23 protein-coding genes are annotated in these 24,677 nt (G+C 66.2%); 13 read left to right on the forward strand and 10 right to left on the reverse strand.

From position 1 onward, the window contains the following. Positions 1-95: 95 nt before the first annotated feature. The 7 genes from AC6CHP_RS06510 to AC6CHP_RS06540 all read right to left on the reverse strand — a co-directional run bounded on the left by AC6CHP_RS06510 (position 96) and on the right by AC6CHP_RS06540 (position 12,468). Positions 96-1,121, reverse strand: a complete 1,026-nt coding sequence (locus tag AC6CHP_RS06510) for an ATP-dependent 6-phosphofructokinase (protein ID WP_498228648.1) — start codon at positions 1,119-1,121, stop codon at positions 96-98. After that, the gene (locus AC6CHP_RS06515; protein ID WP_498228650.1) at positions 1,118-4,354 is read right to left on the reverse strand and encodes an HAD-IA family hydrolase; all 3,237 of its coding nucleotides are present in this window, start codon (positions 4,352-4,354) and stop codon (positions 1,118-1,120) included. Before AC6CHP_RS06515 ends, AC6CHP_RS06510 begins: the two co-directional genes overlap by 4 nt. A gap of 42 nt (positions 4,355-4,396) precedes the next feature. Beyond that, positions 4,397-6,811: a phosphoenolpyruvate synthase gene (ppsA, locus tag AC6CHP_RS06520; protein ID WP_498228652.1), complete on the reverse strand. Its 2,415-nt coding sequence runs from the start codon at positions 6,809-6,811 to the stop codon at positions 4,397-4,399. Between the two features lie 140 nt (positions 6,812-6,951). After that, entirely contained in the window at positions 6,952-9,501 is a 2,550-nt protein-coding gene (locus AC6CHP_RS06525; protein WP_498228654.1) for a cation-translocating P-type ATPase, read from the reverse strand. Then, positions 9,498-9,962, reverse strand: coding sequence for a universal stress protein (locus AC6CHP_RS06530; protein WP_498228656.1), 465 nt, complete (start codon positions 9,960-9,962; stop codon positions 9,498-9,500). The genes AC6CHP_RS06525 and AC6CHP_RS06530 overlap by 4 nt, the downstream gene beginning before the upstream one ends. Before the next feature lie 66 nt (positions 9,963-10,028). Next, positions 10,029-11,849, reverse strand: coding sequence for a heavy metal translocating P-type ATPase (locus tag AC6CHP_RS06535; protein WP_498228841.1), 1,821 nt, complete (start codon positions 11,847-11,849; stop codon positions 10,029-10,031). Positions 11,850-11,985: 136 nt separating this feature from the next. Further along, positions 11,986-12,468: a pyridoxamine 5'-phosphate oxidase family protein gene (locus AC6CHP_RS06540; protein WP_498228658.1), complete on the reverse strand. Its 483-nt coding sequence runs from the start codon at positions 12,466-12,468 to the stop codon at positions 11,986-11,988. A gap of 141 nt (positions 12,469-12,609) precedes the next feature. On the opposite strand from AC6CHP_RS06540, the gene AC6CHP_RS06545 reads away from it, so the two are divergent. The 4 genes from AC6CHP_RS06545 to AC6CHP_RS06560 all read left to right on the forward strand — a co-directional run bounded on the left by AC6CHP_RS06545 (position 12,610) and on the right by AC6CHP_RS06560 (position 14,630). After that, positions 12,610-13,080 carry a pyridoxamine 5'-phosphate oxidase family protein gene (locus AC6CHP_RS06545; protein ID WP_188729448.1) on the forward strand — a complete coding sequence of 157 codons (471 nt, stop codon included), beginning with the start codon at positions 12,610-12,612 and terminating at the stop codon, positions 13,078-13,080. Positions 13,081-13,094: 14 nt separating this feature from the next. Continuing rightward, positions 13,095-13,466 (forward strand): DUF5655 domain-containing protein, encoded by a 372-nt coding sequence (locus AC6CHP_RS06550; protein WP_498228660.1) that lies wholly within the window; start codon positions 13,095-13,097, stop codon positions 13,464-13,466. 88 nt (positions 13,467-13,554) lie between these two features. Further along, positions 13,555-14,025, forward strand: coding sequence for a GyrI-like domain-containing protein (locus tag AC6CHP_RS06555; protein WP_498228662.1), 471 nt, complete (start codon positions 13,555-13,557; stop codon positions 14,023-14,025). A 23-nt stretch (positions 14,026-14,048) separates the two neighbouring features. Beyond that, positions 14,049-14,630: a flavodoxin domain-containing protein gene (locus tag AC6CHP_RS06560; protein ID WP_498228664.1), complete on the forward strand. Its 582-nt coding sequence runs from the start codon at positions 14,049-14,051 to the stop codon at positions 14,628-14,630. Here the strand turns inward: AC6CHP_RS06560 and AC6CHP_RS06565 are convergent. Continuing rightward, positions 14,627-15,094, reverse strand: a complete 468-nt coding sequence (locus AC6CHP_RS06565; protein WP_498228666.1) for a DUF1003 domain-containing protein — start codon at positions 15,092-15,094, stop codon at positions 14,627-14,629. The two genes, AC6CHP_RS06560 and AC6CHP_RS06565, sit on opposite strands and share 4 nt — an antisense overlap. 174 nt (positions 15,095-15,268) lie before the next feature. Between AC6CHP_RS06565 and AC6CHP_RS06570 the strand changes: the two genes are divergently transcribed. The 4 genes from AC6CHP_RS06570 to AC6CHP_RS06585 are packed head-to-tail and all read left to right on the forward strand — an operon-like array spanning position 15,269 to position 18,856. After that, entirely contained in the window at positions 15,269-15,541 is a 273-nt protein-coding gene (locus AC6CHP_RS06570) for a YegP family protein (protein WP_188729442.1), read from the forward strand. Positions 15,542-15,556: 15 nt separating this feature from the next. Further along, entirely contained in the window at positions 15,557-16,519 is a 963-nt protein-coding gene (locus tag AC6CHP_RS06575; RefSeq protein ID WP_498228668.1) for an ABC transporter ATP-binding protein, read from the forward strand. Between the two features lie 19 nt (positions 16,520-16,538). Continuing rightward, positions 16,539-17,693, forward strand: coding sequence for an ABC transporter permease (locus AC6CHP_RS06580; protein WP_498228670.1), 1,155 nt, complete (start codon positions 16,539-16,541; stop codon positions 17,691-17,693). Further along, positions 17,690-18,856 carry an ABC transporter permease gene (locus AC6CHP_RS06585; protein ID WP_498228672.1) on the forward strand — a complete coding sequence of 389 codons (1,167 nt, stop codon included), beginning with the start codon at positions 17,690-17,692 and terminating at the stop codon, positions 18,854-18,856. Before AC6CHP_RS06580 ends, AC6CHP_RS06585 begins: the two co-directional genes overlap by 4 nt. 49 nt (positions 18,857-18,905) lie before the next feature. Here AC6CHP_RS06585 and AC6CHP_RS06590 read toward each other — a convergent pair whose 3' ends face one another. Together AC6CHP_RS06590 and AC6CHP_RS06595 are read right to left on the reverse strand one after the other, a co-directional pair. Continuing rightward, the gene (locus AC6CHP_RS06590) at positions 18,906-20,366 is read right to left on the reverse strand and encodes a DUF5129 domain-containing protein (protein WP_498228843.1); all 1,461 of its coding nucleotides are present in this window, start codon (positions 20,364-20,366) and stop codon (positions 18,906-18,908) included. A 28-nt stretch (positions 20,367-20,394) separates the two neighbouring features. After that, on the reverse strand, positions 20,395-21,165 hold the full coding sequence (locus AC6CHP_RS06595; protein ID WP_498228674.1) for an SDR family NAD(P)-dependent oxidoreductase: 771 nt from the start codon (positions 21,163-21,165) through the stop codon (positions 20,395-20,397). Positions 21,166-21,319: 154 nt separating this feature from the next. On the opposite strand from AC6CHP_RS06595, the gene AC6CHP_RS06600 reads away from it, so the two are divergent. The 5 genes from AC6CHP_RS06600 (at position 21,320) to AC6CHP_RS06620 (ending at position 24,650) form a co-directional block, all read left to right on the forward strand. After that, positions 21,320-22,192, forward strand: a complete 873-nt coding sequence (locus AC6CHP_RS06600; protein WP_498228676.1) for a universal stress protein — start codon at positions 21,320-21,322, stop codon at positions 22,190-22,192. 41 nt (positions 22,193-22,233) lie between these two features. Then, the gene (locus AC6CHP_RS06605; RefSeq protein ID WP_498228678.1) at positions 22,234-22,671 is read left to right on the forward strand and encodes a VOC family protein; all 438 of its coding nucleotides are present in this window, start codon (positions 22,234-22,236) and stop codon (positions 22,669-22,671) included. 128 nt (positions 22,672-22,799) lie between these two features. Beyond that, on the forward strand, positions 22,800-23,855 hold the full coding sequence (locus tag AC6CHP_RS06610; protein ID WP_498228680.1) for a zinc-dependent alcohol dehydrogenase family protein: 1,056 nt from the start codon (positions 22,800-22,802) through the stop codon (positions 23,853-23,855). 73 nt (positions 23,856-23,928) lie between these two features. After that, complete coding sequence (locus tag AC6CHP_RS06615) at positions 23,929-24,459, forward strand: hypothetical protein (protein WP_498228682.1); 531 nt, start codon at positions 23,929-23,931, stop codon at positions 24,457-24,459. Then, positions 24,456-24,650, forward strand: coding sequence for a hypothetical protein (locus tag AC6CHP_RS06620; protein ID WP_188729425.1), 195 nt, complete (start codon positions 24,456-24,458; stop codon positions 24,648-24,650). Before AC6CHP_RS06615 ends, AC6CHP_RS06620 begins: the two co-directional genes overlap by 4 nt. Positions 24,651-24,677: the final 27 nt, after the last annotated feature.

A 24,677-nucleotide genomic window follows, 5' to 3' on the forward strand; every position in this document is an offset into this window, starting at 1 on the left:
CGGTTTGTGCCTGGTCCTCCGGGGCCAGGCACGGTCACGCCACGTCGCGCCACCCAGGTGTCCTGCAGCCAAGTGTCGCGTCAGCACCGGTGCCCTCAGCCGAACAGGACTGCCGCCTCCTTGTACCGGGCCTCGGGAACCACCTTCAGGCTTCCGAGCGCAAGCTCGAGGCCCACGGTGACGATGTCCGTGCCGCGGAGGGACACCATGGTCCCCCACGAGCCATTCGCCGCCGCATCGATGGCCGCCAGCCCCAGCCGCGTGGCAAGGACGCGGTCATAGGCCGTGGGCTCTCCACCGCGCTGGATGTGGCCCAGGACGGTGGCCCGGGTTTCTATCCCGGTGCTCTGCTGCAGCTGTTGTTCCAATAGCCGGCCGATGCCCCCAAGGCGGGGCCGGCCAAAGGTATCGAGCCCACGGGGCGCATACGGTGATTCCTGCCCCTCCGGTGCAAAAGCCTCGGCCACCACCACCAGGGGCGCCCGCCCGCGGTCCCGTGCTGACAGCACCCACGTGGAGATCTGGTCCAGTGACACCGGATGTTCCGGGATGAGGATGGCGTGGGCGCCCGAGGCCATCCCCGAGTGAAGGGCGATCCAGCCGGCATTCCGGCCCATGACCTCGGCGATCATGCACCGGTGGTGCGACTCCCCCGTGGTCCTCAGCCTGTCAATGGCTTCAGTGGCTGTCTGGACGGCCGAATCAAACCCAAACGTATAGTCCGTCGCACCGAGATCGTTATCGATGGTCTTGGGAACACCCACCACGTTGACGCCCTGGTCGCAGAGTTCCTTCGCTGCGGCGAGCGTCCCCTCACCGCCAATGGCGATCAGGCCCATCAGGCCGTTGCGCCGCAGGCTTTCCCGCACCGCGTCGGTTCCGCCACGTTCCAGCGGATTGGTGCGGGATGTTCCCAGGATGGTTCCGCCGAGCCGGGACATGCCGCGGACGCTCCGCCGGGGCAAAGGAACCACATCCTGTTCCAGGACTCCCCGCCAACCGTCGCGGAACCCCACGAACCCGTATCCATGGACAACCTCACCACCCAGCACGGCGCCTCGGATTACTGCATTGACGCCTGGGCAGTCCCCGCCGCTTGTCAGGATTCCGAGTTTCTTCATGACGCGGCCGGTCCCTCCACCGGCATGGGCAGCCGGAATGTCCTGACCTGGCCGGCGGCGAGCGCAGCCTTCCTGCCGTTGACGCGCACGCTGATGGGTTCAGCGTCCCCGTCCGCCGAGGCAATCCTCATGCGCCCGTCCTTCAATTCGACGTTCAGGAAATGCCCGCGGTACCGGACCCTGAAGGCGACGGACCGGAGGCCGGTGGGCAGGTTGGGAGCAAAGACGAGTGTGTCGCCGCTGAGCCTCAGTCCGGCGAAACTGCGCTGGATGACGTCGATGCTTCCCGCCATGGCCCCCAGGTGGATGCCCGTGCGTGTTGTGCCGTGCTGGGTATCGTCGAGGTCGGCGTCGAGCGCTTCCCGGAAGCTGTCCCAGGCACGGTCGGCGTCCAGCGCGGCAAGGACGGAAGCGTGGGCAACCCGGCTCAAGGTGGACCCGTGGGCAGTCCGTGCCAGGTAATACTCGATGGTCCGGTTCAACTGGTCGCCCGTCAACGCGTATCCCAGTTCCTGGAGCAGGGCGATCACCCCTTCATGGCCCAGCAGGTAGGGCAGCATCAGGACATCGGCCTGTTTGGCAAGCTTGTACCGGTTGGTTTCGTCACCTTCGGCTTCCAGGATCAGGTCGAGCCGCTCGATGCTGTCATAGGTTTCCCGGTACCGTTCCCAGTCGAGTTCCTCGAGCTCCTCGTACCCGGCAAACTGGCTGATGACGCCGTCCGTGTGGAACGGGATGAACATGGCCCTGCCCACCTGCTCCCAGCCGGCTGCCTCCTCACCGGTGATGCCAAGCCTTTCCATCAGGCCGGCGAGTTCGTTCCCGTGGAAGATGCCCATGATCTCCGCAGCCCTAAGGCAGACCCAGGCAGCCATGGCGTTGGTGTAGGCGTTGTCGTCCAGTCCGGGATCCGTGCGGCCCGGATATCCCGTGTGGTATTCATCTGGCCCGACGACGCCGCGGATGTGGTACCGCCCGGTGTCCTGGCTGTGCCCGGCCCGCGATGCGAAGAACCGGGCAACCTCGACCACCAGTTCGGCGCCCTTGCGGAGCAGCCAAGCTTTGTCGCGGGTGGCCTGGAAATACTGCCAGACGTTGAAGGCCACAGCCAGTCCCGAATGCAACTGCATGTACGAGTGGTCCTTCACCCACCTGCCGGATCTGTCGTTGTAGAGCCACTTGGGTGTTTCTTCCGTACCGTCGCTCCCGCTTTGCCAGGGAAACTGCGCCCCGGAGAGGCCCTGGACCGCTGCCGCGTGGCGGGCTGCCGGAAGCCTCCGCCACCGGTATTCGATGAGGGACCGGGCTACATCCGGCGTCCTGGTGGTCAGGAGCGGCAGGACAAACAATTCGTCCCAGAAGACATGGCCGCGGTAGCCCTCGCCGTGGAGCCCCCGGGCAGTGACCCCGGCGTCGAGTTCCGCCGTGTGGCGCGTGAGGGTCTGCAGCAGATGGAAGATGTGGAGGTTGAGGACAAGACGCACCTGAACCGGAGCCTCGATGTCCACCAGGAACGGATGGAGTTCGCTTCGCCAGGCGTCCTGGTGTGCGGTCATGAGGGCGTCGATGTCCCCGCCTGCGCGGGCCAGCACGGCCACGGCGGCTGAGGCCGGCGAGGCGATCGCCCGGTCGCGGGATGTCGCCACAGCGACGGTCTTGTTGATTCTTGCTGCAGCTCCGTCTGCGAGGGCCACTCGGAATGTCATGAAGTGGAAGGGGCCGATGCTGCCGGGCTTCCCTGCGCCTGTCCCACCGGGGCCTGTCCCGCCGGGGCCCGTTCCGCCGGCGCCTGCTCCCCCGGACACACTCGTCCGGAATGCCACGGCTACCCGGATCAGGCTCTGGGTCGTCTCGGCCTCGACCACGGAAACGTCGTCCGGAGCAGGCTGCTTGAAGCTGCCGCCGTCCATGGTCCGGTCAACAAGGTGAACCCCCGGGCTGGAGGCCGGTTCGGGGACATTCGAGTTGGTGACGCCCGTGGTGACGCCGCTGCGCACTTCCACGGCACCGCTCCAGCCCAAGGGCGTGATCTTCGTTTCAAGGCCCAGCAGGTGGGGTTCAGCCATGGACACGAACCTGGTCTGGACAATTTCCATCCGCTTTTTGTCCGCGGCCTGGAGCAGGAGCCGCCGTTCCAGGACCGCACGTTGGAGATCAAGGGTGCGGCGCTCGCGGATAACCGCCAGGCCTCCTTCCGACCACCACTGCCCGTCCGCCAGCCGCAGGTCCAGGGGAAGGCAGTCAGGCGCGTTGACCATGTGTTCTTCCACGAGTACTTCGCCGGCGACTTCGGCGGCCAGGCGGTTGAAGACGCCCGCCAGGTACATGCCGGCATACCGGATGCTTCCACCGCCCTCCGGGGATGCGCCCCGGACGGCCAGGTAGCCATTGCCAAGGGTGGTCAGCGCCTCCCGGTGGCCCTCGTGTCCTGCATCGAAGCCCTCATAGACAAGCTGCCAGGGATCGCCAAGGACAAGGCCCAGATCCAGTTCGCGGACGTCATTGAGGACTGTGCCGGCACCGGCGGCTTCGAGCTCCCGCCGCGTTCCGGTGCGGTCGATGCCCACCACCAGGCCGAACCCGCCCCGGTGCGCTGCGAGGACCCCTGCCACCGAATCCTCGATGACCACGGAGTGGGAAGGCGATACCCCAAGGCGGAACGCGGCCGCCAGGAAGACGTCAGGGGCGGGCTTCCCCCGGAGGCCCAAATTGGCTGCAGCAGTCCCGTCCAGGATCACGCCGAAAAGATCCGGAATGCCGGCGGCGTCCAGGACCGAGGACGCATTGCGGCTGGACGTGACCACCCCGGTGGGGACTCCGGCGTCGGAAAGCCTCTGCAGCAGTTGCACCGTTCCCGGGTAGCTCTGGACGCCGTCCCGCTTAAGCCGCTCCTGGAAGAGCCGGTTCTTCAGTGCACCGAGGCCGAATGCGGTCCAGGTGCCGGGCTCATCCCCGTCAGACCCTTTTTCGACTTTGACCCCCCGTGAAGCAAGGAACTTTAAGACGCCTTCCTCCCGGGGAAGGCCGTCGATGTAGGTGCGGTAGTCAACTTTGGAAAGGGGTGAACGGTCGGCAGTGTCCGGCACCCTGAGGTCCTGCAGGATCTGTTCGAAGGCCTCCCGCCAGGCCGCCTGATGGACCATTGCCGTGTTGGTCACCACCCCGTCCAGATCGAAAATGACGGCGTCAAAGGGCGGCCTCGCGGCTGCGGCAGTGGGTGATGGCGCGGTCATATGACAGGGATACCAGCAGGCCGTCCGCCGTTGACAGTGCCGTTAGGCCTGTCTGGCCAGCCGCTGCTCGGCTGCGGCGATGACGGGCAGGGTCTTCACGTAGGTGTCCGGGTTCAGCGAGATGGAATCTATGCCGCGGGCGACCAGGAATTCGGCAAGATCCGGGTGGTTGCTTGGCCCCTGCCCGCAGATTCCGATCTTGATGCCCGCGGCGTGCGCCTTGTCGATGGCCTGGGCAATTATCGCGCTGACGGCAGGGTCCCTCTCATCGAACAGCCCGGCAAGCTGTTCGGAATCGCGGTCCACCCCCAGCACCAGTTGGGTCAGGTCGTTGGAGCCGATGGAGAACCCGTCGAAGCGTTCGGCGAACTGCTCGGCCAAGACGACGTTCGAGGGTATTTCACACATCATGTAGAGCTGCAGCCCGGCACTGCCCTGCACCAGTCCCTGGCCGGCCATCGCTTCGATGACCAGGTCTGCTTCCCGGACGGTCCGGCAGAACGGGACCATAACGATGATGTTGGCGAACCCCACTTCTTCGCGTACCCGTTTGAGGGCCCTGCATTCGAGGGCGAAGCCTTCCCGGTAGTGATCGCTGTAGTAGCGCGAAGCTCCGCGGAAGCCCAGCATGGGGTTCTCCTCCGGACGTTCAAAAAACCCTCCGCCGATCAGGTGGCTGTACTCGTTGCTTTTGAAATCGCTGAGCCGGACGATCACCGGTTTGGGGTGGAAGGGCGCCGCTATCTTGGCGATCCCAGTGGCCAGCACGTCAACAAAGTACTCCGTGGGGTCGCCGTAGCCCCTGGTGAGCTTCCGGATGAGCGCGGCTTCCTCCGGATCTGTCACTCTTTCAGGGTGGACCAGTGCCATGGGATGGATGCGGATGAGGTTGTTGATGATGAATTCCATCCTCGCGAGGCCCACTCCCGCCGCCGGCAGCCGCCACCATTTGAAGGCCGCGGCAGGACTGCCGATGTTCACCATCACGTCAGTGCGGGTGGCGGGAAGGGCCTCGAGGTCCACTTCTTCCACGCCGAACTCCAGCAGCCCCTCATAGACGCGGCCTTCCTCGCCTTCGGCGCAGGACAGGGTGATGGGGGCGCCATCAGGCACTGCTTCCGTAGCATTCCGGGTTCCGACGACGGCGGGCACGCCGAGTTCCCGGCTGACGATCGCCGCGTGGCTGGTGGGGCCGCCGTGGTCAGTGACGATGCCGGCTGCCCGCTTCATGACCGGGACCCAGTCCGGGTCCGTCATCCTGGTCACCAGCACGGAACCGTCCACGAAGGATTCGATGTCTTTTGCGTCCCGGATGACGCAGGCCTGACCGGCCGCGATGGCATCCCCAATGGCCGCCCCCGCGGTCAGCAGCCGCCCCTGCTGCCGGAGATGGTAAGTCCGGAATGACGTGCTGCTGCGCTGGGCCTGCACCGTTTCCGGCCTGGCCTGCACCATGAACAGTTCGCCCGTCACGCCGTCTTTGGCCCACTCCATGTCCATGGGCCGCCCGTAGTGGTCTTCCACGGCCTTGGCCCAGCGCGCCAGCAGAACCACTTCGTCGTCGGACAGCACCAGGGACTCCTGCTCCCGTTCGGTGGTCTCCACCATCCGGGTCCGCGCGTTGCCCCCGTGGCTGTAGACCATTTTGCGTTCCTTGGCGCCCCGTTCCCTCTCGATCACGGGGCTGAAGCGCTCGTCGGCAAGCAGCGGCTTGAACACCTGGTATTTGTCCGGATTGATGGTCCCCTGGACAACGGTCTCCCCGAGGCCCCACGCTGCGCTGATAAGCACGGCCTCCGGGAAGCCGGACTCGGTGTCAATGGAGAACATGACCCCGGAGGCGCCGAGGTCCGAGCGGACCATGCGCTGGACGCCCACGGACAGGGCCACGTCGAGGTGGTCGTAGCCCTTCATTTCGCGGTAGCTGATGGCCCTGTCCGTAAACAGCGAGGCATAGCAGTTCCGGCACGCCTCGAGGACGGCGCGCTCACCCGCCACATTGAGGAATGTCTCCTGCTGGCCCGCGAAGCTGGCGTCCGGCAGGTCCTCGGCCGTGGCGCTGCTGCGGACTGCGACGGACACCTCGCGTTGGCCGGCCCGGCGGGAAAGGAGCCGGTATCGCTCCTGGATCGCCTCGCCGATGCTGTCCGGGAACGTTGCTGACAGGAACAGCTCCCGGATTGCCGCCCCCGCCTGGCGCAGCGTTGCGCGTCCGGCCCGGTACTCCTCGATGTATGTCCTGATGCGCGGCTCCAGGGCGTTGGAAGCCAGGAAGGCGCGGTAGGCGCCGGCGGTGGTGGCAAACCCGTCGGGAACCCTCACGCCGGCGGACTGCAGGGAGCGGCTCAACTCGCCCAAAGACGCGTTTTTTCCTCCCACGGACGCGATGTCCCCGATCCCGGTGTCCTCGAACCACTTGACGTGGACATCGGCCGGGGATGTTGCGGGAGCAGTCATGCCTTGATTCTGGGCCGTGCCCGAAGGGCCGGGCAGAGTCTTTGGTCCCAAGCAGCCGCATGTCCAAGGACTGGACTCCCTCCCAACCCCGAGGGACAGACCACAGGGACGGGACCACGGGCGGGGATCACACGCCGGGGTCACCGGGCGCTGCGGCCCCTGAAGCCCTTATAGGCCCAGTCCGCCGCCAGGACCGCCGGGACGGCCAGGGCGGCAACGAACAAACCGGACGCCGGCGGCGGTGCCTGGCCCAGCAGGGCGGCGAGCTGCGGCAGGTACAGGCAGCCTGCAAGCACGGCCAGTTCAGCCAGGACAGCCCACGCCAGGAGCTTGTTCGAGCCCCACCCCAGCCTCCACGGCGGCACGGTGGCACTCCGGCAGGCGTAGGCGTTGGCCAGCTGGCCCAAGACCACCGCTGTGAAGGCAGCCCCTGACGCGGCCATGAGGAGCCCGGGATCCGGCGCCTCGCCCCGGGTCCAGCCGCCGCCGAAAAGGACAACGGAGAACGCGGTCATTTCAACAAGGGCCTCCACCGGGTCCAGCACGCAGAAGACCCGCACCATCAGCTGCCGGTCCATCAGGTGCCGCCGCTCCGGGGGCCGGGACAGCACCCGCTTGCCGGGCGGCTCGGCACCCAGGGCCAGGGCAGGAAGCAGGTCGGTACCGATGTCCAAGGCAAGGATCTGCAGGACGCCCAGCGCAAGCGGGAACTGGCCGCCCGAGAGGGCCCAGACCACAAAGGGGGTCAGCTCCGCCACATTGTCGGTGAGGTGGTAGGTGAGGAACCGGTGGATGTTGGAGTAGGTGGCCCGGCCCTGCTCGATAGCTGCCACGATGGTCGCGAAGTGGTCGTCAAGGAGCACCAGGTCGGCCGCTTCGCGGGCAACGTCGGTACCGCTCAACCCCATGGCCACCCCAATATCAGCCTCACGGAGGGCCGGCCCGTCGTTGACGCCGTCGCCAGTCATGGCCACCACATGGCCCCGGGACTGCAGGGCTTTGGCAACCCGGAGTTTCTGCTCCGGGGACACCCTGCTCACCACTACCCCGTCCCGGTCCAGGAGCGCCCCCAGCAGCTGTTCATCCCCGGGAAGGTCCGAGCCCTCCAGGACGAATTCCGGTACCCCCATCAGCCCGATTTCACGGGCAATTGACGCTGCGGTCGCAGGATGGTCGCCGGTGATCATGGCCAGTTTGAGTCCGGCCTTGCGGGCAGTCCGGATGACGTCGCCCACGTCCGGCCGCGGCGGATCATGGAGCCCGATCAGTCCCAGCAGCTCCATGCCGCATTCGATGTCCCCGGCGGGGCGGGACTCCCAGTCGGCGGACGGCCCATCGAGCCGCCGCCGCGCCACGGCCAGGACACGGAGCCCGCGGGAGGCCATGGCCTGGACCTGGTCCGCCACCGGGCCGTCGACGTCGCTGCACAGCGGAAGGACGGCCTCGGGAGCGCCCTTGCAGAAAAGGTCGTGCCCCACGATCGCCGACTCCCGCCGTCGTGAAGGATCAAAGGCGAAGCGGCGCGAAGGCGCCATGCGGGCACCTGCCACGCCCAGCCGCCGCGCCAGCACGTCGATGGCGGCTTCCATGGGGTCGCCCAATGCCCGCCATTGCCCGTCATGCAGTTCGGCCCGCCCCTGCGAGGCGGCGAGCGCCGCGAGCGCCGTTTCCGCGGCTCTCTCCTGCCCGTCCCCCTGGACGGTGCCCTCCGGGTTGTATCCCTCGCCCGCTATGTGGACCGAACCGCCGGATGTGAAAACTTCGACGGCGTTCATCCTGTTCTGGGTGAGGGTTCCGGTCTTGTCGGTGCAGATGAAGGTGGTGGAGCCGAGGGTTTCCACAGCCTCGAGGTTGCGGACCAGTGCGTTGCGGGAGGCCATGCGCTGCGCCCCCATTGCCAGCGACAGCGTCACGGTGGGCAGCAGGCCCTCGGGGACAAGCGCGACGGCGACGCCGATGGCGAACAGGAAGGAATCGCGCCATTCGATCCCCACCAGCAGGGACACGAGGAAGAACAGGGCCGCGATCCCCAGGGCAACGGATGCCACCACCCGGACTATCCGGCGCAGCTCCAGGGACAGCGGGGTAGGCGGGGGAACCGCGCCGCTGGTGAGGGCGGAGATCCCGGCCAGCCGTGTCCGGGCACCGGTGGCCGTGACAGTGGCCTCGGCGTCGCCGTTGACCAGGAACGTGCCGGCCCAGGCGGAGTCACCGCCCGTTTTAGGCACCGGATCGCTTTCGCCGGTCAGCATCGACTCGTCCACGGCGCAGGCTTGCGCCGTGGACAGGAGGACGTCTGCGGGGATGCGGTCGCCGGCGGTCAGGAGCACGGTGTCGGAGACCACCAGTTCACTGGCGTGGACTTTCCGGACGCGTCCGTCCCGCCGCACCATGACGTCAGCCGGCAGCAGCCCCCGCAACCTGGCCGCGGCGTGCTGGGCCCGTTCCTGCTGGATATGGGCAAAGACCCCGTTGACAAGAACGACGACGATGATCGCCACGCCCAGTTGCGGCAGGTCGGCGAGGAAGGCCAGGGCTGCCGCGCACCACAGCATGAGGGCAAAGAAGTGCGTCAGCTCCCCCCAGAGTTTCCGCCACTGCGGTACGGGCTCCTCGGCAGGGAGAAGGTTCGGTCCTGCCTGCTTCAGGAGTTCTGCAGCCTGGCCCGAGGTCAGGCCCGCCGCCGTCATGGCACGTCGTCCGCCTCCTGGCCCACCAGGAGCACCGGGCACGCGGAATGCGCTGCGCAGGCCTTGCTGACCGATCCCATGGACGTGCCGAGGAATCCGCCCTCACCGTGCCGGCCGACAACCAGCAGCTGCGCCCGCTGGCTCTCTTCCACGAGGACTTTGCCGGGCGGCCCGAACTTGACGGTGACGTCGATGTTCTGCGGCCGGTCCCCGGTGAATGCCCGGCCCAGGGCGTCCTCAACCAGGCGGCTGGCGGTGTCCTCCAGCCTCGCCGTCAAGGGATGCTCGGCGTTTTCGAGGTGGGCCACCACCAGGTAATCGGGCATGCCGATGCAGGTGATGACCTCCAGCCGCGCACCCAGGCGTGCGGCGAGGGTTCCGGCGTACCGCAGGGCGGCGGAGGAATATTCGGAACCGTCGACGCCCACGATCACAGGCTTGGACACTGTTTCTGCGTTCATACCCACCACATTCGCCACTGCCGGCGGAGTGCGGAAGGGCCGAAGGTCATGCCGGGGCCTGCCGGATCAGCCCCGGCCCGGGGGTTTCCGCGGCCGGGCCCCGTGCAGCGCCCTCAGCCCGTTCAGGATGGTGGCAAGGTCCACGAGTTCCTGCAGGAGGGCACCGGTGACTGCAGGTATGTAGCCCGTCATGGCCACGGCCATCAGGCCGATGCTCAGGCCTATTCCTGTCCAGATACTCACCAGGGCCACCGCTACCGTGCGCTTCCCGATTTCGACCGCCACGGCCACCTTGGACAGGTCGTCGAGCATGATCACGACGTCCGCCGACTCACTCGCGGCGGTGGCACCCTTTGCCCCCATGGCGATGCCCACGTCCGCGGCTGCCAGGACGGGGGCGTCATTGACGCCGTCGCCCACCATGATGACGGGGCGCTCCCGGACGGCTGCCACCGCGTTGACCTTGTCCTCCGGCAGGCAGTCAGCCTGCACATTCCGGATACCGGCTTCCTCGGCGATGTGCGCCGCAGTTCCGTGGGCGTCGCCGGTCAGCAGCATGGTGTGCCGGACCCCCAGCCGGTGCAGCCGGGCAAGGGTCTCGCCTGCGTCGGTGCGCAGCGGGTCTTTCATGATCAGGGCTCCGGCATAGCTCCCGTTGACGGCGACATAGATGGCCAGTTGGCCGCTCTGCAATGCAGCTTCCCGGAAGCCTGCGGATGAGTTCCGGACCAGCCCCGCCTTGCCCACCACCACACTGTCCCCGCCGCATATGGCTTCCACGCCCTGGGTGGCATGTTCTGTGGCCCGGGTGACGGGGAGGAGCTCAAGGTTGTGCCGGGCGGCGGCTTCGATGACCGAGGCAGCCAGGACATGCGAGGAGTACTGCTCGGCTGAGGCGGCGAGCTGCAGGATCCGCCCGGCGTCCACCGCAGCACGTGCTCCTGTTCCCTGGTCCTGGGCAACCTGGACCTTGTCCAGCACGGGGCGCCCTGAGGTCAGCGTTCCGGTCTTGTCGAAGACCGCCGTCCTGGCTTTGGCCAGCTGCTCCAGGGTCCCGGAGTTCTTGATGATGATGCCCCTGTGGGCTGCCTGGCTGGTGCCGGCGAGGAACGCCACGGGCGCGGCGATCAGGAGCGGGCAGGGTGTTGCCACCACCAGGACCTGGGCGATGCGCACGGGATCCCCGGACAGGGCCCAGGCGGTTCCGGCCATGAGGATCGCCAGCGCGGTAAAGGGAACTGCGTACCGGTCGGCCAGGCGGACCACCGGGGCCCGGCTGGACGCCGCCTCCTCCACCAGGGCGATGATGCGGCTGTACTGTGAATCCTTGGCTGTGGCGGCCGCCCGCATCCTGATGGCCGTCTCGCCGTTGACGGAGCCGCTGAGCAGGGCGTCCCCCCGGACCCGCTCCACGGGCAGGCTCTCCCCCGTCAGCGACGATTCATCCAGGCTTGCGGCGTCGGACAGGAGCTCCCCGTCCACCGGAACCAGCTCGGAGGGGCGCACCACCAGCACATCGCCGGGAACAACCTCGCCCACGGGTGTTTCCTCCAGGACTGATCCGGCAGCCTCGCGGTGGGCGAAGCGGGGAGCCCTGTCCAGCAGGGACTTCAGTTCACGCGCTGCCCGTCCCTGGGCGAAGATTTCGAGCGCTTCCCCGCCGGACAGCATGAGGATCACCACAAGGGCGGCTAGGTACTCACCCACCCACACGGTGCTGGCAATCGCCATCAGCGCCAGGATGTCGATCCCCCAGCGGCCCTCGCGGAGCGAGCGGAACATTGCCACCGCACGGATGACGGCGACGGCGGCGGCGTAAACAGACGCGCCGAGCCGGGCAGGCTGTTCCAGTCCGGACTGCAGCATGATTCCGGTGACGGCCAGCATCAGGCACGTCAGTGCCACCAGGGGGTACTGACGGATCAGCGCGGAGGCCCGGCCGGGGAGCGACGTGCCGGGCTCTTCGGGGCCGGCCTCCGGCTGCGGCGGTACGGGGGTGCCGGGCGGGGCTGCCGGCTTTCCCTCAGGCAAGGCCCGCCTGCGTCGGAACGTCCAGATGGCTCCACCAGGTCAGCGGGGAGGTGACGGTGAAGCGCCGGCCGCTTACCGCCGTCGGAATGATCCGCACGAAGTGGTCCTTGTGGCCTGCCTGCCAGGGGAACAGGGTGAGGCCGGGACCGGTCATCAGCTCCGGTGAGGGCTCAAGGACCTCGGCGTGGCCCTTCACAAGGACGCTCCAGGCGGTTCGTTTGTCCTGGCCAGTGCCGTCCGCTTCAAGCGCGACGGCAGTGGGCTGGGCCGCGGCGTGGAGCTTCGTCCCTTCTCCGGTGCGGAAGATCACGGATCCGTGATCCACCTTGTAGTTCACGGGGAAGATCTCCGGATGGCCGTCCACCAGGACGGCCAGGTGGCCCACCGAAACCCCGCGCAGGAGATCCCAGCAGTCGTTGGTGCCCAGGACTTCCACTGCGGATGGGGCGTCCCGTTCCGGTGAGTTATTGCGCATACAGCTGAAAATACTGCCGCCCCGCCGGGACCGCTAGGGCATTTAGGCCCGGGCCCGCCCCCGGAAACGGCCAGGGGCGGCGGCCAGGTCAAAGGTCTTTGGGCCCTGTCAGGGATGTGGCCCGCACCTTAGGATCTTGGCATGACCGACAAGAAAATCGCTCCTGAAGCAGAAATCCTCGAGTCCGATGAGTGCTGGAGACTGCTGGAACAAACGAGTATTGGACGGCTTGGCGTCGTCGTCGACGGACAGCCCGACGTGTTCCCGGTGAGTTTCAAGCGCGACGGCGAGGGCCTGGTCTTCCGGACGGGCAGCGGAACAAAGCTGCAGGCCATTGAAGCGAACTCGATGGTTGCCCTGGAGGCGGACAGCGTGAGTGCCGAGTTTGGCCTGGCCTGGAGTGTTGTGGTCAAAGGCGAGGCTGTCCAGGACGACGCCGCGTCCCCCGCCCTGAACGAGACACGCCGGGGGCTCTTTCCCTGGCAGGGCGTTGGGCAGGACCACCTCATCAGGATCATTCCGCAGTCAGTGACGGGCCGGAGGTTCACCCTGTCAGCCACCGGCACCTGGCAGACACCGTTGAACGAAGCCACCCGCGCAGGGCTCGAGTAGCCACAGCCGTTCCGGTGGAGGGCGGCGAGCCCTGGACTGTTGACCGCTTTTTTGAGGGTGACGGCACTGCCCGTGACATCTACGGGGCGGCAGAACGCATGGCGTCCGGCTTCGGACCCATAACGGTCCGTGTGTCCAAGAGCCAGGTCTCGTTCCGCCGCCGCAGGGGCTTTGCGTATCTCTGGCGCCCGGGCATGTATATCAGGTCCATGGTTCCTGTTGTGCTGTCGCTGGCGCTTCCCCATGAGATCGGCTCGCCCCGCTTCAAGGAGACAGCGCACCCTGCCCCCGGGATCTGGATGCATCACCTTGAGCTTTTGGACAGCAGCCAACTCGACGGCGAGGTGGAGCAATGGATGCGCCAGGCCTATGAGGCTGCCGGCTGAGTGCGCGGGCCAAAACCGCCCCGCGGGCCGGACAGCTTAGAGTCCTAAGGCCCTGTCAGGCCCGCTGCCAACGGCGCAGGCTGGAGCTATGAATGACTCTGGCGCGCACCCCAGGAAAGTCCACCTCGCTGAGCAGCCGGTCGCCGTCGTGCGTGAACGCGTCCGGATGGACGCGCTGACGGACTTCTTCGGCAGGGCCTTCGGGACGGTCATGGCAGCAGCCCAGAAGCAGGGTGCGGCCCCCGCGGGCCCTCCTTTCGCGCTTTACCGAGGAAAGCCCAGCGAGACCGTTGACGTGGAAGCCGGCTTTCCCATGGCCGGGGACTTCAGTGACGCCGATGGAGTGGCCGGCGGGACGCTGCCGGAAACTGACGCCCTTGAGGCCATGCATATCGGGCCCTATGACACGCTGGAAAACACATACAACGCGGTCCTTGGCCAGATGCAGGCGGAAGGCCTCACCCCGGGGGACGTTATGTGGGAGTACTACCTGAGCGACCCCGAAACGGAACCCGACCCCGCAAAGTGGCAGACACGGGTCATCTGGCCCTTCGCGTGACTGCCCCGGCCCCAGGAGGTCCGGTGAGAATCCTTGTTGCGTACGCAACCCGCCATGGTGCAACGGCCGGCATAGCCGAACGCATCGCCTCCCGTCTCTCCGCGGACGGTATCCCGGCAGAGGCTCATTCGGTGACCGACGTGGACGACGTTGCTTTGTACGACGCCGTGGTGCTGGGCGGCGCCGCCTACATGGCGCACTGGTTGAAGGACGCCACAACCTTTGCCAAACGGCACCAGCAGGAACTGCAGAACCGGAAGGTGTGGCTTTTCAGCAGCGGCCCGCTCGGAAACGACGCCGTCGACAAGAACGGCGAAGATGTCCTGCAAAGTGCGCGGCCTAAGGAGTTTTCGGAACTTCAGACGCTGCTCCAGCCCAGCGGTGAAGAAGTATTTTTTGGTGCGTGGAACCCGGATACTCCACCGGTCGGCATCGGCGAGCGCCTGATCCGGCTCGCTCCGGCGTCCAGGGAAGCACTGCCGGCGGGTGACTTCCGCAATTGGGACGCCGTCGATGCCTGGGCTGACCACATAGCTGCCGAACTGAAATCAGGCAGCGAGCCCACACCGGGTTCCGGCGCACCAGGACCTGCCCAGGCGGGCTAACTGCCGCCGTCTGCCTGCCGCGGCGCACCAGGCTGCAGGACCCCGGGCTGCGGGACAGCAGGCTTCCCAAGCATGGCCCGGAGCTCCTCCAGCATTTCGAACTGCTGGATATTGATGGCCATCAGCCGGTCCAGCTCTGACTTTGACTGCACATCGGTCTCGTAGTCGTGGCGTGCCATCGCCGCCGCAATGGCGTCCTGGCGTTTGGCGGCAATCAGCAGGATGGCGCCCTGGAGTCCGGCAAGCATCGAGAGGAAAAGGTTGAGGAGTGTGTAGGGATAGGGGTCCCAGGCTGCTGCTGCCAGGACATACGTGTTGTACCCGGCCCACGCCGCCATGGCGGCGAGGAACAGACCCACAAAAGTCCAGCTGCCCATGCCGTTGCGGAGGACGTCAGCCGCCCGCTCACCCCGGCTCAGGCCCTCCTTGTGCCGCGCATGCCACGTACTTCTTCGCTCGCTCATGTGCCTAGGGTATGCGGCCTCCGCGGTCCCCGCTGGACTGATGTGCGGACAGACCTTGGCGGGGTTGACCCCCGGCGAACACCCATAACGGGACCTTGGCCCCTAATGGATTGCCTCGTCCTCTGGCACGGTGGACAGAGGCCGGATGCAAGACCATCGAGGGAGAGCACATTTATGGCGGGAACGTTCGAGCTGTTTGCCGATGAGGATGCGCGGATCAGGTTCAGGCTTGTCGCGCCGGACGGAACCGTGCTGGCGGTGTCCGGACAGTACCCGGACAAATACCAGGCTGCCGCGGCCATTGAGGATGTCCGCGAGTGCGCCGGAACGGGTTTGATCAGTGACCTCGCTCCGTCATCCAACCTTGCAAGGACCAGGACGCCCAAGCGTGCGCACCACGTCCGCCCGCGCCTTGCCGGCAAGGCAAACTCGCTCGGTGCCGCTTAGAAATCCGTTCGGCCAGTGACGGCAGACGTTCGGATGCAGAGGACCCAGGTCCTGGGTGTAAAAGGCCTGGTCAAGCGCTATGGCGACCATACCGTCGTCGACGATGTCTCCTTCCATATCGGGGCCGGTGAAACGTACGGGCTGCTTGGTCCCAACGGCGCAGGCAAGACCACCATCATTTCCATGGTCTCCGGGCTCATTCCCGCCGACACGGGATCCATCGAGCTGGCCGGTTCGGCCATGACGCCGGCGAGCACTCGGCTGAAAAGCCACATCGGCCTGGTCCCCCAGGATCTTGCCATCTACCCGGACCTGACGGCGAAGGAGAACCTCCAGTTCTTTGGCCGGCTCCAGGGACTGAGTGGCCGGGACCTGAAGGCCCGCACCGGGGAGGTCCTTGACCTCATCGGCCTTGCGGACCGGGCGGGCGAGCAGACCAAGAAGTTTTCGGGCGGGATGAAGCGCCGGCTGAATATCGGCATCGGACTGCTGCACCGGCCCACCCTGCTGATCCTGGACGAACCAACGGTGGGGGTGGACCCCCAGTCCCGGAACTCGATTTTGGAATCGGTGGAGGCGCTTGCCACGGAGGGGATGGCGGTTCTCTATACCACCCATTACATGGAAGAGGCGGAACGGCTGTGCGACCGGATCGCCATCATCGACGAAGGCCGGATCCAGGCGGAGGGCACCAGGGGCGAACTGGTGGAGCTGACCGGCGGGGTGGACCGCATCGACCTGCACGGGAGCGGAAACACCGGTGCAGCTGCCTCGGCGCTGCGGCGGCTTCCAGGGGTAAAGCATGTCGACGGCGGCGCGTCAGGTTTGACGCTCACGGTGCACAACGGCCCGGGCCTCCTGGCCCCTGTTGTGGCCGAAGCGGGCGGAGCGGGGATGGCGTTGTCCTCCGTGGAAATCGTCCGGCCCGACCTTGAATCCGTCTTCCTGCACCTGACCGGCAAAGCCCTGCGGGACTGACGTGCGCGGGCTGTGGACGATGGTCGCCAATGACCTCCGGCAGCGGATCCGGGACAAATCCGTCTTCATCTTCTCCCTCGTTGTCCCTCTCGCGCTCATGGGAGTCCTGAACCTGTCCTTCGGCGGCTTCGATACCGGGAACGTCGACCTGAAGCCCGCCGTCGTCGTTGCCAGCTCGGAGGACAGCGGGCAGCTCGGTGACGCTCTGTTGGAAGCGGTGGACTCACTGCCCATCATGGACGTGACCGTCCGAAAGGTCGCTGCCAGCGATGTCAGCCGGGAAACCAAGGACACGGGAGCTGAGCTTGGCATCATCCTCCCGGCTGACTTTACGACGGCGGTGACGTCCGGGCAGGCGCTCTCGGTCCAGGTGGTTGAAGGGGATGCGGCCGGCATTGAAACCGACGTCCTGATTTCCGTGGTGGACGGGCTCCTGGGGCAGTTCGCGGCAGGCACCGAGGCTGCCGAGGCGGGCGAAAGTGCCGGACTCCCCCACGATGTCCTGGGCGGACTTGCCCAGCAGGCTGCGGCCGGGACGCCTGCCCTGACCTTGTCGGAAGGCCAGGCGTCCGCTGGGCAGCTGTCGCTCAAGGGAACGCTGGTGGCGGGGCAAACCGGGCTCTTCCTGCTCTTCACCGTCGGCTTCGGGGTCCTGGGGCTGCTGGCCGAACGGGAGGAGGGCACACTGTCCAGGCTGCAATCCACCCCTGTGGCTCCTGGCACGATTATCACGGCCAAGGCCCTTGTCGGATTCATTCTTGGCGTGGTGGCCACTGCGATACTGCTGGCTGCAGGAAGCATACTGTTCGGCGTCTCCTTCGGTTCACCGGCGGTGGTGGCGCTCCTGGTCCTGGCTGTGGCCGCGTCGGCCACGAGCCTGACGTTCATCGTTGCCCGCCTTGTCCGCAGCGCCGAACAGGCCAACATCGCCCAGTCCATCCTGGCCATGGTGCTGGGTATCGCCGGCGGCGCCTTCTTTCCGATTGAAGCCTCGGGGTTCCTGGCCACGCTGATGGACCTGAACCCGATTGCCGCCTTCATCCGCGGCCTTGGCGTCACAGCAGGCGGAGGCGGAGTGACGGACGTGGCCGTCCCCCTTGCCGTGATGCTGGGCTTCGCCACCGTGGCCACCCTGGCATCCCGGGTGCTCCCGGACAGGGGTGCCCGGGCATGAGAAGCATCCTTGGAATCGCCGTCGTCGAAGTCAGGCTCTTCCTGCGGGACAGGTCCAATATCTTCTTTGTCTTCATCTTTCCCCTCCTGCTGATCCTGCTGCTGGGCTCCCAGTTCGGTGCCAACAGCGGCCAGGCACGCGTTGTCCTGTCCGGTGGTTCAGGCACAGAGTTGTCGAAGGTCCTTTCGGAGCAATTGAAGGAAGACGGTGTCCAGGTGTCCTCCGCCGGAGCCGGGGCGGCGCGGGACCAGCTCAGCCGTGGAAGGGCTGATGTCGGAATCTTCATCAGCGACGACGACTCCGCGGCTTTCGCGGCCGGCCAACCGGCGGACCTTGAGGTGCTGACTGCGTCGCAGTCAGCCGCGCAGGCGGTGCTCCAGGAGGTGCGGGCCTCCGTCCAGGCCGTCAGCACGGACCGAAGGCAACAGTCCCTTCTCGAATCAGCCGGAGTCGGTGCGCCCGAAGCTTTGGCGGCGCTGGAGCAGGCGAGGGAATCGGTGGAACGGCCCAGGGTGGAGCTGGTGGACACCAACGACGTCACGCAGGTCTTCCAGGGGCTGGGCCGGTTCGACCTGGGTGCCGCGCAGCAGCTCCTGCTGTTTGTCTTCCTGAGCTCCCTCACGGGTGCCGCCACCCTGATCAAGGCCCGGCGTTTAGGAGTCATAGCGCGCGTCATGACGGGCCCCGTTTCAAGCTGGCAGGCGCTCGCAGGCCAGGCGCTGGGACGGTTTGGCATTGCGGCCGTCCAGGGCGGTTACATCATGCTGGGAACGGCGCTGCTGTTCGGCGTTGACTGGGGAAATCCCCTGCTGGCGGGGTTGGTTTTGGCGTTCTTCTGCGCGGTCTCGGCCGCAGCGGCGATGGTAATCGGCTCGCTGATGGATAACGACGCCGCCGCGTCCGGCGTGGGGGTGGGGCTGGGTTTGGTGCTGGCTGGGTTGGGCGGCTCCATGGTGCCCCCGGAGTTCTTCTCCGAGACGCTGCAGGCTGTCTCCCGGGTGACGCCACACCGCTGGGCGTACGACGCTTTCGCGTCTATCCAACGGCACGACGGCACCCTGGCGGATATCCTTCCGCAGCTCGGCGTCCTCGCCGCAATGGCGCTGGCACTGCTCGCGCTCGGGTCATTCCTGCTGCAGCGGAGCCTCAGCCGGGCACTGTAGTTTCTGGTGCCTGACCCGTTCCACGATGATGTCCGGCGGGAAGCCCGGACTAGAAACTGGATGAACTGCCCGAACCGGAGAAGCTTCCGCCGCTGCTTCCATAACCGGTGGTGCTGCCGCCTCCGCCCCGGGCGGAGCTGACGCTGCTGACTCCCGTGTTGAGGCCGGAGTTGAAGGTGGCCACGGAGAAGAAGTGGTAGGACGGGTATACGGTGCCCAGGATGCTGGGCTCGTAGCTGCGCCGCCTTTTGTGGTTGAGTCCGTCCTGGGCCGCCTGCATCTCCTTGCGCATCAGCTGCGCCTCGCGTTCGCTCTTCGCGAATCCCTCGATGACTGTCTGGGCATGGTTTTCCAGCAGCACGGCCAGCCGGGACCGGGCGTCGTAGAGGCGGTCGAGCGCCTTTTCGGGGCTGATCTTCTCTTCGGCCAGCTCCGCCGTCCAGCGTTCGATGTCCCGGTGGCTCTGGTCCCGGAAGGACCGCAGGGCCGCCGCGGTGGCCGAGTCCCCCTGCCCGTGGCGCTTGGTGAGGAGTTGCTCCAGCCCGGCGAGATCCTTGCGGAAGGGTGCGAGTTGGCGGTCCCAAGCCGTAGGCCACGTGCCGGCCTTGTTGAGGAGGGCGTTGGTGTCGGCGATGACATCGTCCAGAGCGTCGAGCTCGGAGGCCGCGTCTGCGTATTCCCGGGCAAGCTTGAGGTGCCTTCGGCGGCCCAGGTCGCGGCTGGACAGCGCATGCACCTTGTTGGAGAGCTGGCTGGCGGTGTTGTACCGGTTGAGGAAAGTGCGGTGCTTCTCGAGGACGTGGCCTCCGTACCGGGAGGCTTCGGGAATGGTGCCCGCGTTCAGCTCTGTCACCTCAAGGTCCATGCTGACGTTGGCGTAGCTTTGGTCACCGCGCTCAATCTCTTTACGGCTGGAGGATCTGGTGACGGCCCGCACAGTGATCCAGGCGGCCGCGCCCAGGGCTGCAGTTCCGGCGGTTACCCAGGCGGTGATCAGGAACGCCGCGGACAGGTACCACGGCTGGTTGATGAGCTCGGCCGCACGGCGAACCCCCGCCACGGTTCCGTCCGTCCACTGCGCGTCACGGAGGAGATCCTTCGCCGCGTCCTGGATGTCGTTCCGCTGCTCAAGGGACACCTTCCGGTCCTCGCCCATGTAGGTTCCAACGTGACGGCCCACCGGATCAAGGGCGAAAATGAAGAGCCCATCAGCCCACTTCTGCCCGTCCGCGCTGATCCACTCGGGATGCTCGCTCCGGGCAAACCTGAGGACTTCTTCGTTGAGGTTGTCCTCGGTACTGCCGTTGTACGTGTAGATGACAACCCGCGTGGGCTCGTAGAAGTCAATCCCCTCCAGTGCCGGTACAAGCTGGTTCCGGTCCAGAACCCCGGCAGTGTCCTCCACCTGCACGGACACCGGCGGATCGGCGAAAGCGGCGGCCGCTCCGGCCGGTAATAACGCTGCCAGGACCAGCAGCAGGCCCACGAGCCTGTGCACTGCGGTGTTCATCGAAGACATCCAGCTGCTCCTTGCACGCTCAGACGGCGTTCCATCCGTTGTCGGATGGAAGTACCAAGCCGTTGATGTTGGAGCCGTCCCTGCTGAGCAGGAAGGTTATCCCGGCGGCGACTTCCCCGGCTTCCGCGATGGGCGGCACATTTGCCTGGAGCAGGGGGCCAAGGACCTCGGCGCCGAGCTGGGACTTGAACTCTGCATGGATGTTGGTTTTAGTGCCGCCGGGGGCTACTGCATTGACCCGGATCCCGCGGCGGCCGTACATGACCGCTGAGCTGCGGGTCAGGCCGATCAGGGCGTGTTTGGAGACGGTGTAGGCAGCACCTGCCGCCGACCCGCGCAGGCCCGCTTCGGAGGAGACGTTCACAATTGCGCCGTACCCCGCCGTCAGCATCACCGGCACCACGGCCCTTGTGAGGCGCATGACGGCAGTCAGGTTGACGTCCAGCACCCGCTCCCACGTGCCGTCGTCGAGCTCATGCACGGGCTGGAAGCTGTCCATGATGCCTGCCACGTTGGCCAGCGCGTCGATGCGTCCGCCGGCGGCAGCCACCACGCCCTGCACCGCGTCCTCTTTGCTGATGTCACCGGCAACCGGTACGAAACCGAGCTCCGAGTAGTCGGCTGCAAGCTTGTCCAGGCCTTCCCCGCTCAAGTCGCTTGCGATGACCCGGCCGCCCTCACGGGCAACACGCAGGGCAGTTGCACGTCCTATCCCGGATGCGGCACCGGTGACAATAACTGTCTGGCCCTCGAACCGGCCCGGCGTGATGTTTTCCTGCCACACAGCCATGCGGTGCTCCTCAATCCTCAGCATGTGTTGCTTACCGCTGCTGTGTGGTGCTCTGCTTGGTTGAGCGGGTACACAGGAACCCACGCCACCAGCATGCAGTCCCAGAAGAAGCCACCACAGGGCCGAAAGTCCCCTGACCAGGAGCGCAGAAGCTATGCAGGATTCAAGGTCCATCGTTGCCGGCTATGACGGTTCGGCTGAAGCTGCAACCGCCATCCACTGGGCGGCGGAACAGGCGCAGCTGCGGAACCGCACCCTTCTTGTGGTGCACTGCTCCATCTGGCCGCTGCTGACCAGGAACCTCGGCCCGGTTCCTGGTGTTGCGGACAGCGGGCTGGAGCGGGCGGCGCAGGCAATTCTCGAGGAGGGCATCAGCCGTGCCGAGGCGGCGGCACCCGGGCTGAAGGTTGAAGGCACCCTGTTGCATGGATTGCCCGCATCGTATCTTGCCGAGATCTCTTCCGGCGAGGAGATGATCGTCGTCGGCAGCCGGGGCCTGGGCGGGTTCCTGGGACTCCTGGTGGGATCCGTAAGCCTGGAGCTGGCGGCCACCGCAACGTGTCCGATAGCAGTGATTAGGCCTGATCTCCACCCCGGCGGGCCCGTCGTCGTCGCGGTGGACGGAACGGGGTCCCCCACTGCGCTTGAGGACGCCTGTGAACTCGCCTCTGCCTGGCAGGCGAGCCTCACCGTGGTCCATGTCCACCACACGCCGCCCGGGTACGGGCATCGCGGGATGCCTGACGCCGAGGCTGCCGCCAGGGAGGTCCTCGGTTCCGCCATTGGCCGTGCCCGCACCCTCGCCCCTACAGTTGCAGTGGACGGAAAGGTGCTCACCGATACCTCAGTCGCCCATGCCATCCTCAAAGCGTCGGAAGGTGCACGAATGCTGGTTGTGGGCACCAAGGGCCAAGGGCTCCTCAGGGAAACGATAGGTTCCACCGCCCATGCTGTCCTGCACCACGCACGTGGCCCGGTCCTCATCTCACGCCGCGGCACAACCGCCCGCATCAGGGGAGAACAATAAGGCCACTGGAGCTGGTGGCTCGGCCTTGGTAGCTTCAACGCATGGCCATCAAGTTCGAGAACGTCGGCATCGCCGTCCGCGACATTGAAGCAGCAATTGCCTTCTTTACCGACCTCGGGCTCACGGTCGTCGGCCGCGATACGGTCAGCGGCGAGTGGACGGATACGGCCGTCGGGCTTGATGGCAACCACGCCAGGATTGCCATGCTCCAGACCCCGGACGGCCGTGGTCAACTTGAGCTTTTCGAATACATCCACCCCGAAGCGAACCAGACCAATCCAACCCGCCCCAACGACATTGGCATGCACCGCGTGGCCTTCTCGGTGGACAACCTGGACACAACCCTTGAGGCAGCCGCGAAGCACGGATGCCATCCGCTGCGCGGCGTGGCGACCTACGGCGACGCCTATAAGCTCACGTACCTCCGCGGCCCCAGCGGAATCATCGTGATGCTCGCCGAGAAACTGCAGAAAGACTGACACCCGCGGACGGCACAATCCTGGCCACCGGGACCTAGGACCCTTATCGATCCCGGCACCCTCCTCCATCCTTGAGGTTGACGCAGCAGTCCGGGATCAACCCGATCGCCGACCAACAAGGAGCAGTCATGAAGGCCATTGTCTACGGCGGGCCCGGGAAAAAATCCTGGACCGATGTGCCGGACCCGTCGATCATCAATCCCAGCGACGCCATCGTCAAGGTGGACACCACCACCATCTGCGGAACAGACCTGCACATCCTCAAGGGTGATGTCCCTGCAGTCCAGGAGGGACGGATCCTGGGCCACGAAGGCGTGGGAACCATCACCGAAGTGGGGGCCTCCGTCACCACACTGAAACCTGGCGACAGGGTGATCATTTCCTGCATCAAGTCCTGCGGCCACTGCGCCAACTGCAAGACCGGGCTCTATTCCCATTGCCTCGGGGACGAAGGCGCATCAGGAATCGGCTGGGTCTTTGGCCACCTCATCGACGGCACCCAAGCCGAATACGTCCGCGTTCCCTATGCGGAAAACTCCCTTCATCTCCTCCCTGAGGGGGTTACGGACGAACAGGCCGTCATGCTCTCGGACATCCTCCCCACGGGCTTCGAAATCGGGGTCCAGTACGGCCGCGTGAAGCCCGGGGACACGGTGGCTGTAGTGGGAGCGGGCCCGGTGGGGCTGGCAGCGATTGCCACTGCGGGCCTCTACGGGGCGGCCACCATCATCGCCTTAGACCTTGACCGGAACCGCCTGGAGCAATCCCGCGCGTTCGGGGCTACACACGTTGTCCTGTCAGGCGATTCCGACTGGAAAGACCAAGTGCTGTCCCAGACGGACGGGCAGGGCGTGGATGTTGCCATCGAGGCCGTGGGCATTCCCGCCACCTTCGGTATGTGCACCGAGATTGTCCGGCCCGGCGGCACAGTTGCCAACGTTGGCGTGCACGGCAAACCGGTGGAACTGCACCTGGAGAACCTCTGGATCCAGAACATCAACATCAGCATGGGCCTGGTAAACGCCAACACAACGCCCATGCTGCTGAAACTTGTTGCGCAGAAGAAGCTGCCCGCAGAAAAGTTTGCCACACACCATTTCCGCTTCGAGCAGTTCATGGACGCGTACGACACTTTCGCCCGGGCCGCGGAGACCAACGCACTGAAGGTGGTCATCACCGCCTGACGGTCGCTTCCAGATGGGCACGGCGCGGGGCGTCCGCCCGGCTGACAGCCACACCGCCGCCTATGCTGGTCCAGTGACCCCTGACCCCACCCCAAGCCCGCTCGACGTCGTCGTCCATTCGGGACCGGCTGACTGGTGGGTCATCCTTGCCGGCCTGGGTCCCCTGGCCGTCCTCATCGCTGCACTGCTGGCGTTTTATATCAATTGGCGCACGCTTAAACAGCGCACTGCTGCCGATGCCACTGCGCTGGAGCAGAAGCGGGAGGCGGATGCCCATACACTGCTGCAAAAGACCGAAGCGGACAGCCGCGCGGAATGGTGGCGCCGGACGCAGTGGGCGCTGGACCGGGCACTGGACCAGGACGAAGGAACGAAGGCGCTGGGGCTGGCAACACTGGAAGTCCTGGCACGCAGCGAGCTCGCCCGCACCGAAGAGCTTGAGTTGTTCGACATCGCCTGGAAGAGCGTGTGGGGCGATGAAAACGCGGACGACGACGGGCAGGGCACCGAGACGGACCAGGAGACGGCGTTCGTGGACGCCGGTGGCAGCATAGGCGAGAATGGAACCACGGGTGAAGACACTACCAAGGAGGTTGGACCATGAGCGCAGCATCGTCTGAACACCGGTTCGTCCATACTCCGCGGAGCGCCGCCGCCAAACCGGCTCCGAAGAAAGCCACCCCTGCCGAGCATCGCGTCCAGGTGGCTGCTGCCAGGCTGCGCGTCACGCTCGACCAGCGCCTCGGCCGCGAAACACCGGCCAGGACCAAGGCGCTGGCCAAGGAACCCATCTAGGTTCCGTTCTGCAGGCTGTAGAGGCCA

This window comes from Pseudarthrobacter sp. GQ63 (genome assembly GCF_059758765.1).

Coding starts and splice junctions, on each gene's coding strand:
- AC6CHP_RS06600 (WP_498228676.1), top strand. CDS start 21,320: ATGCAGGATTCAAGGTCCATCGTTGCCGGCTATGACGGTTCGGCTGAA.
- AC6CHP_RS06535 (WP_498228841.1), bottom strand. CDS start 11,849: ATGCTGGCCGTCACCGGAATCATGCTGCAGTCCGGACTGGAACAGCCT.
- AC6CHP_RS06525 (WP_498228654.1), bottom strand. CDS start 9,501: ATGACGGCGGCGGGCCTGACCTCGGGCCAGGCTGCAGAACTCCTGAAG.
- AC6CHP_RS06530 (WP_498228656.1), bottom strand. CDS start 9,962: ATGAACGCAGAAACAGTGTCCAAGCCTGTGATCGTGGGCGTCGACGGT.
- AC6CHP_RS06605 (WP_498228678.1), top strand. CDS start 22,234: ATGGCCATCAAGTTCGAGAACGTCGGCATCGCCGTCCGCGACATTGAA.
- AC6CHP_RS06570 (WP_188729442.1), top strand. CDS start 15,269: ATGGCGGGAACGTTCGAGCTGTTTGCCGATGAGGATGCGCGGATCAGG.
- AC6CHP_RS06610 (WP_498228680.1), top strand. CDS start 22,800: ATGAAGGCCATTGTCTACGGCGGGCCCGGGAAAAAATCCTGGACCGAT.
- AC6CHP_RS06510 (WP_498228648.1), bottom strand. CDS start 1,121: ATGAAGAAACTCGGAATCCTGACAAGCGGCGGGGACTGCCCAGGCGTC.
- AC6CHP_RS06540 (WP_498228658.1), bottom strand. CDS start 12,468: ATGCGCAATAACTCACCGGAACGGGACGCCCCATCCGCAGTGGAAGTC.
- AC6CHP_RS06555 (WP_498228662.1), top strand. CDS start 13,555: ATGAATGACTCTGGCGCGCACCCCAGGAAAGTCCACCTCGCTGAGCAG.
- AC6CHP_RS06595 (WP_498228674.1), bottom strand. CDS start 21,165: ATGGCTGTGTGGCAGGAAAACATCACGCCGGGCCGGTTCGAGGGCCAG.
- AC6CHP_RS06585 (WP_498228672.1), top strand. CDS start 17,690: ATGAGAAGCATCCTTGGAATCGCCGTCGTCGAAGTCAGGCTCTTCCTG.
- AC6CHP_RS06590 (WP_498228843.1), bottom strand. CDS start 20,366: ATGAACACCGCAGTGCACAGGCTCGTGGGCCTGCTGCTGGTCCTGGCA.
- ppsA (WP_498228652.1), bottom strand. CDS start 6,811: ATGACTGCTCCCGCAACATCCCCGGCCGATGTCCACGTCAAGTGGTTC.
- AC6CHP_RS06515 (WP_498228650.1), bottom strand. CDS start 4,354: ATGACCGCGCCATCACCCACTGCCGCAGCCGCGAGGCCGCCCTTTGAC.
- AC6CHP_RS06580 (WP_498228670.1), top strand. CDS start 16,539: ATGGTCGCCAATGACCTCCGGCAGCGGATCCGGGACAAATCCGTCTTC.
- AC6CHP_RS06620 (WP_188729425.1), top strand. CDS start 24,456: ATGAGCGCAGCATCGTCTGAACACCGGTTCGTCCATACTCCGCGGAGC.
- AC6CHP_RS06565 (WP_498228666.1), bottom strand. CDS start 15,094: ATGAGCGAGCGAAGAAGTACGTGGCATGCGCGGCACAAGGAGGGCCTG.
- AC6CHP_RS06545 (WP_188729448.1), top strand. CDS start 12,610: ATGACCGACAAGAAAATCGCTCCTGAAGCAGAAATCCTCGAGTCCGAT.